The sequence below is a fragment of the Phaeodactylibacter xiamenensis genome, assembly GCF_000759025.1.
GTDB lineage: Bacteria > Bacteroidota > Bacteroidia > Chitinophagales > Saprospiraceae > Phaeodactylibacter > Phaeodactylibacter xiamenensis.
Genome location: NZ_JPOS01000015.1, coordinates 1 through 2,394, shown reverse-complemented (window position 1 = coordinate 2,394; position 2,394 = coordinate 1). Strand labels below are relative to the sequence as shown.

The window sequence follows — 2,394 nt, the reverse complement described above, 5'->3', positions numbered from 1 at the left end:
TCTTCCTGATAAATGATCCGCTTGTGGAAAAGGTAGTAGAGGCTGTCGCTGCCGGGCATGGGCAGGATTAAGCTGCTTTGGCGGCCGGCGGTGTAGCTAAACCTAACCCCCTCACAATGTTCTTCGTAAACAGCCCCAAAATTAAGGCTGTCCCCATTTTCCATGACCGCCCCTGTGCTGGTAAATACCGAACAACCATTGGTGTAAAACAGTGGATTGCCATCTTCATCGGCAATGCAGGCACTGCTAATAAACAAGTTGGCATTGATAGCATAATCTTTCACCTGCATGGGGGAATTGTTAAAGTCTAAAATCATTCCTTCATACCCGGGGGCAGACTCACTATTGTAGCCTATAATCCATCCATAATCATGCTCTTGGGTATTTCCATTGTATAGGGTAAGCAAAAATACAGGTAGAAGTATTTGGTGCAGCCAGTGTTTCATATCTTATGCTTTGTCTAGCAAGGGCTATCCGGCATGTTTTTCCGGATAGCCCTCAAACTTAGTCTTATAATTTCACCAACTTCTTCACGCCCGTCACTCCATCAACTCCCATCACCCTGCAAAAGTAAGTCCCGCCGGGCAAAGCCGCTGTTTCCAGCAGGATATGCTGTGCGCCTTCTCCTGCTGTTTGTTGTAGCACCGGCTGACCCTGAAGGCTGTAGAGGGTGACATTTGCCCTGCCGGAAAGCGGGGTGCTAAACTCCAGCACCGTGAGACCTGAGGTGGGATTAGGAAACAGGGTAAAGTCAAGCGATTCGGTTGCCTTTGGCGCCCGCAAGGCAGCACTGGGTTGGCAGAGTGCAGCATTATCAAAACGGTAGGTAGGGTCAGCAAGGCGGTAGAGGCTGCGGGCCCGGAAGACGGCATCGCCTCCGGAGAGGGGGCATTGATTCGCAAGGCTGAATAAGGCACTCAGCTCTGAGCCGGAAAGGCTGTCAATACTTGCTGCTGCTTTGATAGCAAGGGTATTGAAAGCTTGCTCATTGGCTTCGTACAGAGAATCAGCCGGGGCGTTTTGGTTTGCGGCCCCAATGAGAGAAAGGGTTTCCTGCTGCTCTTTTTGAACGGCTGCACGGAGGTTGCCGGCAATGGAATCCTGAAGAGCCAGGCTCGCTAACATTTCCCGTCTTTTGAGCAGTAGTTCAGCCGTGTCCGTTGGAGGTTCAGCCGACAGCGCAGCATCAATGCCAGATAATTCATCCATAACTTCCATGAGGCTACTGTCCTGAGCGGCAAGGGACTGCGCTATAGTGTCTGGCAGGGTGAGCGCTTCTTTAATACTTTGATCAATACTGTTGTATTCGCCTACCGGAGTAGAGCCAGCCTGATTCAGGAAACTGAGCTTCCAGTTGCTAAGCGGGGTGCTTTGGTGCTCCAGGCGCTTGTAAAGGTGGCGCTGCCCGGTGTATTTCAGGGCACTTTGATAACGGCTGGCCTGAAAGGTGCCGTTGCCCAGCTTGCGGAGCAAAATATCCTCGTCTTCTTCCTGCGGGGTTGGAGAATCGGGGGCGTTGTTGGAACAGGCATCGAAGTTGGGGGTAGAGCAGAAATAATTGGTGTCTTGATTATCCGGTGCAATTGGTTCAAACCAATCTCCCGAAGCTGCCCAGCCCGGCAGCACTGCACAGTTACCTTGATCAATCAGGCTTGGGTCAATGAAGAAAGGAGATTGTGAGACAACATCCTCATCCCCCAAATGCCGGGCACCAACTTCCACACCATTTTCCGAATCCATATAGCTGCCGCACCAGTAGTTGTTGTGATAGTTTTGTTGCCCGATGATTCCATCTTCATTGAGGAGCAACCCATGGAAATGGTCCCCCATAGTATTCCCCCGGAATTGGACGGCATCGCCCATGCCATTGAAGCGGAAGCCCCGGAAGGTATTGTTGGTTTGGTTGCAGTCGAGCCAGGTCCCGGCCGCGCCAAATCCATCAATACCGATAGTGTTGGGGCCAAAATTAGCGGGGCCTTCCACGGTGTTGCAGCGCAGCCATGCGTTTTCGGTGCCCTCCAGCTGAATGCCGGTTTGGTTGGCGTTGTTGCCTTCGAGGCGCACCACATTCTCTTTGAGGTCGATGTAGCGGCCGGTGCCCAGGAGGATGCCGGTGCCGTTGCCGGGCAGCGTCACCTGGTTTTTGGCGATATTGTACTTGCCAAAGTCCGTTGCACTGGCAAAGGCGCTTTCATCAACGAGGATACCGGTCAGTTCACCGCCTGCTTCAGCCCCGAAGTTGATACGATTATCCCCTATCCAGGCGTGCAGGGGATTATTCTGGACCAGTTCTATACCGGTCTGATTTACGGCCATATCATAGTTGTTAAATATCCTGAGGAAGCGTTGGTCACAATTGGCTGCACGTATGCCAACATCGCAATTGTTGATCGA

1 protein-coding gene and 1 pseudogene are annotated in these 2,394 nt (G+C 52.1%); both read right to left on the bottom strand.

Annotated elements, in window-relative coordinates:
* Positions 1 to 446: pseudogene (locus tag IX84_RS06060) on the bottom strand (hypothetical protein); the annotation flags it as partial.
* 64 nt (positions 447 to 510) lie between these two features.
* Positions 511 to 2,394, bottom strand: a 1,884-nt coding sequence (locus IX84_RS06055; RefSeq protein ID WP_044217570.1) for a T9SS type A sorting domain-containing protein, incomplete at its 5' end; no start/stop codon positions are given.